4 protein-coding genes are annotated in these 6,496 nt (G+C 42.2%); 3 read left to right on the top strand and 1 reads right to left on the bottom strand.

Annotated elements, in window-relative coordinates; translation table 11 throughout:
* Positions 1-171: 171 nt before the first annotated feature.
* Entirely contained in the window at positions 172-2,700 is a 2,529-nt protein-coding gene (locus I8751_RS05120) for a mannose-1-phosphate guanyltransferase (RefSeq protein ID WP_214438090.1), read from the bottom strand.
* A gap of 517 nt (positions 2,701-3,217) precedes the next feature.
* Between I8751_RS05120 and egtC the strand changes: the two genes are divergently transcribed.
* From egtC to egtD, 3 genes are all read left to right on the top strand, one after another.
* Positions 3,218-4,006: an ergothioneine biosynthesis protein EgtC gene (gene egtC / locus I8751_RS05115; protein ID WP_214438089.1), complete on the top strand. Its 789-nt coding sequence runs from the start codon at positions 3,218-3,220 to the stop codon at positions 4,004-4,006.
* Entirely contained in the window at positions 3,981-5,297 is a 1,317-nt protein-coding gene (gene egtB / locus I8751_RS05110; RefSeq protein ID WP_214438088.1) for an ergothioneine biosynthesis protein EgtB, read from the top strand. Before egtC ends, egtB begins: the two co-directional genes overlap by 26 nt.
* Before the next feature lie 164 nt (positions 5,298-5,461).
* The gene (gene egtD / locus I8751_RS05105; RefSeq protein ID WP_214438087.1) at positions 5,462-6,496 is read left to right on the top strand and encodes an L-histidine N(alpha)-methyltransferase; all 1,035 of its coding nucleotides are present in this window, start codon (positions 5,462-5,464) and stop codon (positions 6,494-6,496) included.

Genomic DNA, 6,496 nt, shown 5'->3' with positions numbered 1-6,496 from the left:
AGCCTCCCCAGCCCCCCCAGCTTTGCCACTTCACAAAATCGCGTTGCTCCCCATCAGGATTAAGGTACGATAAGCGCACAATGACGCTAAGAGGAAAACAACTAACTCTTAGTTGCATTGGCAAGCGAGTTACTTTAATTATTGATGTACCTGAATACTTTCAGGGAAAGTTCAAACTTCGGCGGGGTGCTGTTCTTGTTGCCTTTCTATAAAGGCCTGAACACGAGTGCGATAATTTCTGGAAGTTTCATCTACCCAATCGCGATCATTACTATTTGCATACAAATGTACTAAAGGTTCACTGGCATCTGGTAAAACTAACAGCCAGCTGTCATCATAAGGCTGACAAATTTTCACCCCATCGATGAGTTCTAAATTTTGGGCTGGATGAGTTTCGACTAAGTAACGCATCAGCGCTCCCTTGGCTGTCCAAGGACAGCGGACTGTATGAGTTTTGTAAACTACACGAGGCAATTCTGAGCGCACAGTCGCAAGCGATCGCTCTTGGATGGTGAGCATCTCAATCAGCTTGGCAATGCAGAACATGGAATCAAATCCCGGATGTAGATGTGGGAAAATAAAACCAGTTTCTCCACTACCTCCGATGACTACGTTAGAGTTTTTCTGACAAGCTTCCATCAAGGCTGTAGGGTTAGCCTTGGTACGAATTACCCTACCATCGTGGCGGCGAGCCACTTGTTCGACAGCGCTGGAAGCATGAACTGGTACTACCACCGTTCCTCTGGGATTAGAGGTTAACATCATGTCCACCATCAAGGCTGTTAAAGTTTCCCCACGAATCGGGAAGCCTGATTCATCAACTAAAATCAGCTGTTCCCCATTAGCCGATACTTGGACACCAAAGTTAGCTTTCAAAGCTTCCACTACATGACCTAACTGAGTCAGTAGTCCTTCGCGATCAGTAACCGACATAGCTGTTTTATTGACACTGGCATTTAATACCACTGCATCAGCGCCAAATTTATCTAACATTAAAGGCAAAACTGCCCCAGATACAGCATAAACATAGTCAATTACCACTTTTGCCCGACTATGGCGCAGGGTATGAACATGTAATAACTTCTCAAAAGCAGTGCAGTAACGTTCAATGACTTGACTGGGGTAAGACACATCGCCAATTTCATGAATTTGCGATCGCCGCATGTCTTCTTTAAAGTAAGCCCCTTCAATTTTCTTTTCTAGAGCTTTGGTAATATTAATCCCCTTAGTATCCATAAATTCAATCAGGATGTAGTCAGGGCGATCTGGATGTACCCGCACATGAATACCACCAGCTACCGACATTGTGGGGAGAATTGTCCGCGCAATGGGGATAGCCGTAGCATCAAGGTTTTGAATATCAATTCCTACTGACATCAAACCAGCAATTAGCGATCGCGTTACCATGCGCGAAACATTGCGTTGGTCACGAGAAACTGTCACCTTAGAACCAGGTTTTAAGGTAGAACCATAAGCGGCTCCTAACTTCACAGCAAATTCTGGGGTGATGTCAATATTAGCTAATCCTTGTACACCACGTTGCCCAAACAAATTTCGTTGGGCGGTGTTACCCCAAATCAAGTTAATGTTTAAAATTGCACCGGATTCAATCTTTTTACTTGGCCAAACACGTACACCTGGGCTAATTTGGGCTTCTTCTCCCACAGTAGAAAGGGAACCTACTACAGATGCTTCTAATACATGAGCGCGGCGGTCTACACGAGTCCCACGGGAAATTACACAAGCGCTCAGATGTGCTTCATCCCCAATAATGGCTCCATTCCACACAATCGGGCGTTTGAGATTAGCATCAGCGCCAATGGTGACATTATCTCCAATTACAGTTCCAGGCTCAATTTGGACTCTAGCCCCGATGCGGCAATTATCACCAATAACTGCTGGGGTTTCAATAATAGCTGTAGGATCAATGAAAGTATTTTGACCTATCCATAAATCCGTTGAAACTTCTTTATAGGCAAAGTCGAGTTTTACCTTACGCTCTAATGCATCATACTGAGCTTCACGATAAGCATCTAAGTGACCCACATCACACCAGTAACCTTGAGCAATGTAACCGTACATTGGCTCGCCTTTTTCTAGGAGTAAGGGAAATAGATCTTTGGAAAAGTCAGATTCAGTGTTATCTGGTAAATATTCCAAAACTTCTGGTTCCAGAATATAAGTGCCAGTGTTGACGGTATCAGAAAAAATTTCACTGGTAGAGGGTTTTTCTAAAAAGCGGCGAATGTTTGCTTCTTCATCGGTAATTACTACTCCAAATTCAATCGGGTTAGGAACTCTGGTTAAAATCAAAGTTGCTTTTGATTGTTTTTGTTTGTGAAAGGCGATCGCTGCACTCAAGTCAAAATCGGTGATACTATCACCGCTAATCACTAAAAAAGTTTCATCTAAAAGTTCGGCAATATTTTTTACACAGCCTGCCGTACCAAGAGGCTGGTCTTCTTCGACGGCGTAAGTCATTTGTACGCCAAAATCGCCACCATCTTGAAAGTAGTCTCTCAAGACATCAGGTAAATAATGTAATGTCGCAATGACTTCTGTAATTTGATGTCGCTTGAGAAGATTAATAATGTGTTCGGCAATTGGTCTATTTAGGATAGGCACCATCGGTTTGGGCAAATCGCAAGTTAACGGGCGAAGCCGCGTTCCTGAACCGCCTGCCATCAGCACTGCACGCATAAATCCTCCTTAACTGTTTGCAGCATTTGCTGCTTTAAGACCCGTGATAGTTATGTTGTGTTTTTCTTTCTTTAGTTTCCTACGGATATTCATATTTGAGGAACTTCCGCAAGATGCATCTGGCAATGAAGAAGGGAAAAGGGGAAGGGGAAAGGGAAACCCATATTTAAAAATAGGCGAAGTCTTCCGGACAAAGGATTCTGCCCGGAGAGCTTCGCGGGCTTCATACCATCTGGGGAAAAGTTTTAACTTTAATTCCTTTACCCTTTACCCCTCTTGGTAAATAAGCATTTTTACTTATCAGATTAGCTCATCTGCTTTGAGAAAATCAATCAAGGAAATTGTCTGTAAGTAAAGATATTCCTAGTAGTTGGCTTGACTTAACGGTAGTTATCCAAAACATTAGAGACAAGGAAGAAGAAAAAAGTAACATGGATAACAAGGCCAGTTTTTTACCTTTTACTTTGTCTTTCTGGCGCTTATGTTCTATTAGAAATTGGGAGCAAATACTTTTAAGATGTGCCGTTTACTTGCCTACCTCGGCTCGCCTGTTTCTTTAGAGCATCTTTTATATAAACCAGAACATTCTTTAATAGTACAAAGTTACCAACCCCGTGAAATGACTTCTGGAGTAGTAAATGCAGATGGCTTTGGTGTGGGTTGGTACCATAGTCAAAAAGCTACTGAACCTTTTACCTATAAAAATACACTGCCTATTTGGAATGACGTAAATTTACCTAATCTTAGCCGCTATATTGAATCAAAGTGTGTACTGGCTTATGTTCGCAGTGCTACACCAGGGCAAGCACTGGATTTTGCTAATTGTCAGCCGTTTAACTATCAACAGCAGCTATTTATTCACAATGGCTACATCCAAAATTTTCGGCAAACATTACATAGAAAAATTCGCAGTACTTTAACCCCTGATTTTTACGAAAAAATCAATGGTAATACTGATTCGGAACATATCTTTGCGCTGTTACTTTCTCAAGCACAAATCAATCGACATCGGCCTCCAGAATATGCTTTACGCATGACATTAATCACGCTGTTAGAAATGGCAAAACGCTATCAATTAGCAGTCTCAGCAAATATAGTTTTTAGCGATGGAAATCGGTTGATTGCTTCTCGCTTTGCTAGTACTTCACCTGCTCCATCGCTGTACTGGCTACGAGATGATCCGACTTTTCCTCAGTCTATAATTATTGCCTCTGAACCACTATTTGTTGGCAATTGGACTGCTTGTCCGGAAAATAGCATTATCAGTGTGGGAGAAGATTGTGATATCCAAATTGAGCAAATCTAGTGTTAAACAGGCTATTTTTCAAGCCTTAGGAGAATGTCGCCCTAAAACTATGGCGCTATTTGAGGGTATGGACGATGTTACATTTCGTAGTCAGCCTCATCCTGATTTTAGCCCTGTAGGCTGGCATTTAGGACATATTGCCTACACCGAGTCTTTATGGCTGCTAGAGCATAGTGCGGGTTTACCTTGTTTGTTTCCTCAATACCGTAAGCTGTTTGCGGCTGATGGTTTACCCAAATCAGAACGTGTCCAATTACCAAACCTTGAAGAAACTTATTATTACCTAAACACAGTTCGAAAAAAAGTCCTAGAATGCCTAGAAATTGCTGATATTGAGGAGCAAGAACGTCTTTGGCGGTTTTTAATTCAGCACGAAAGCCAACACTGCGAAATTATTAGTTTTGTATTGGAGTTAATTAATGCTCAAAAGTCAATAGTCAACACTCAAAAATGGAAATATCAGCATCACTCTATTATACCAACTCTATCCTTGGCGATCGCTCAACAAGAAACTGCTCATAATCTCGAAGAGATGATTCAAATTCCAGCGGGTGAATTTGAGCAAGGGAACGACTCAATTGATGCTCTAGATAATGAGCGTATTGTATGTAAGGTATATTTAGATACATATTATATTGACCGCTATCCTGTGACTTGTGGACAGTATCGGTCATTTATAGAGGCAGGAGGCTATCAAAATCCCTGCTGGTGGTCAGAACTTGGGTGGCAATGGCTACAAACTGAGCAAGTAACACAACCACTTTATTGGCCTAACAATTGCATTTGGGATGATCATCCAGTTTATGGCGTTAGTTGGTACGAAGCCGATGCATATTCGCGGTTTGTGGGCAAGCGATTACCCACAGAAGCCGAGTGGGAAAAAGCAGCCAGTTGGGATGCTAAAGCTAATCGTCGCCGTACCTATCCGTGGGGAGATGAAGCACCAACTGCCCAATCGCAAAATTGTAATTGCGATCGCCTCATTGGCAAAACAACACCAGTAAATGCCTACCCTGCTGGGCAAAGTGCATACAGCTTGTACGATACCCTAGGCAATGTCTGGGAATGGACGGCTTCCTGGTTTGGTAGTTACAAAAATTTTCAAAGTTACCCTTACATCGGTTACTCCCAGGTTTATTTCGATCAAAAGCACCGTGTTTTAAAAGGTGGTAGTTGGGCGACTCGTCCTTGGGCACTGCGTTCGAGTTTTCGCAACTGGTATCATCCCAGTGTGCGCCAAATTTTTGCCGGGTTTCGCTGTGCTAGTAGCAAAATCATCAGTGCTGATTAAAAAACAATCGGCACTATTTTAATAGGTAAACCCGTAAATATAGCTACGAAACTATAGTAATCTAGCTCAGGCTTGATTTTATCAGCCATGGCTATGTGTTTCACTGACTGGAGTAAAGGTTAGTCCTCAAAAGGAACCTATTACACCGAACATCTGGAGGTTGAATGTCAATATCTAAAGCTGCTATCAGCAAGATTTCCCAAGACAATATTGAAAAACGCTTGCAGATAGAGCGTTTGATAGAAGCAACCCGAATAGTTGCGTCTAGTGCTGGGAGTGATGTAGTCAAAGGGTTAACTCAAACACCCAAATCTCTACCACCGTGGTACTTTTATGATGACCGTGGATCTGAACTATTTGAGCAAATCTGTGAGTTACCAGAATATTACCTGACGCGCACAGAAACATCGATATTACAGCAGTGTGCTGGTGAAATTGCCAAGATAACTGGTGCTTGTGAATTGGTAGAACTTGGTAGCGGTAGTTCTACCAAAACCCGTATCCTACTAAATGCTTATCAGCAACTAGGCTACCCTCTGCGCTATCTGCCGATTGATGTTAGTGCAGGAATATTAGAAAGTAGTGCTAGGCAACTACTAGCAGATTATCCTTCACTACAAGTTCATGCACTAGCTGGAACCTATGAATTAGCTTTGGCACAACTTTTACCAAGGCAATTATCCAGTCGGATGCTTTGTTTTATTGGTAGCACTTTAGGTAATCTTCAGCCTCAACAATGTGATGTCTTCTTTTCCCAAATTACAGATGCTCTGCAAGTAGGAGAGTATTTTTTATTAGGGATAGACTTGCAAAAACCCAAACATATTGTGGAACCAGCTTATAACGATTGCCTTGGCGTGACAGCAGCTTTTAACCTTAATATGTTAGATCATTTAAATCGACGGTTTGAAGGGAATTTTGACACAACGCAGTTTGAACACTGGGCATTTTATCATGAAACAGAGCAGCAAATAGAGATGCATCTACGAAGCTTGCGATCGCAAACTGTCCAATTAAAGTCTCTCAACCTCACCGTTAATTTTGCCGCAGATGAGACTATCCTCACTGAAGTTTCCCGCAAATTTGACCTAAATACTATACAGCAGCAACTCACTGCATGGGGTTTAGCACCACGCCATGTCTGGACTGATCCTAATCAGTGGTTTGGTTTGTTGCTTTGTCAGCTACAAGCAATTTAG

Source organism: Atlanticothrix silvestris CENA357 (assembly GCF_016056295.1).
GTDB lineage: Bacteria > Cyanobacteriota > Cyanobacteriia > Cyanobacteriales > Nostocaceae > Atlanticothrix > Atlanticothrix silvestris.
This window is presented reverse-complemented; position numbering and strand designations above follow the sequence as displayed.

Coding starts and splice junctions, on each gene's coding strand:
- egtC (WP_214438089.1), top strand. CDS start 3,218: ATGTGCCGTTTACTTGCCTACCTCGGCTCGCCTGTTTCTTTAGAGCAT.
- I8751_RS05120 (WP_214438090.1), bottom strand. CDS start 2,700: ATGCGTGCAGTGCTGATGGCAGGCGGTTCAGGAACGCGGCTTCGCCCG.
- egtD (WP_214438087.1), top strand. CDS start 5,462: ATGTCAATATCTAAAGCTGCTATCAGCAAGATTTCCCAAGACAATATT.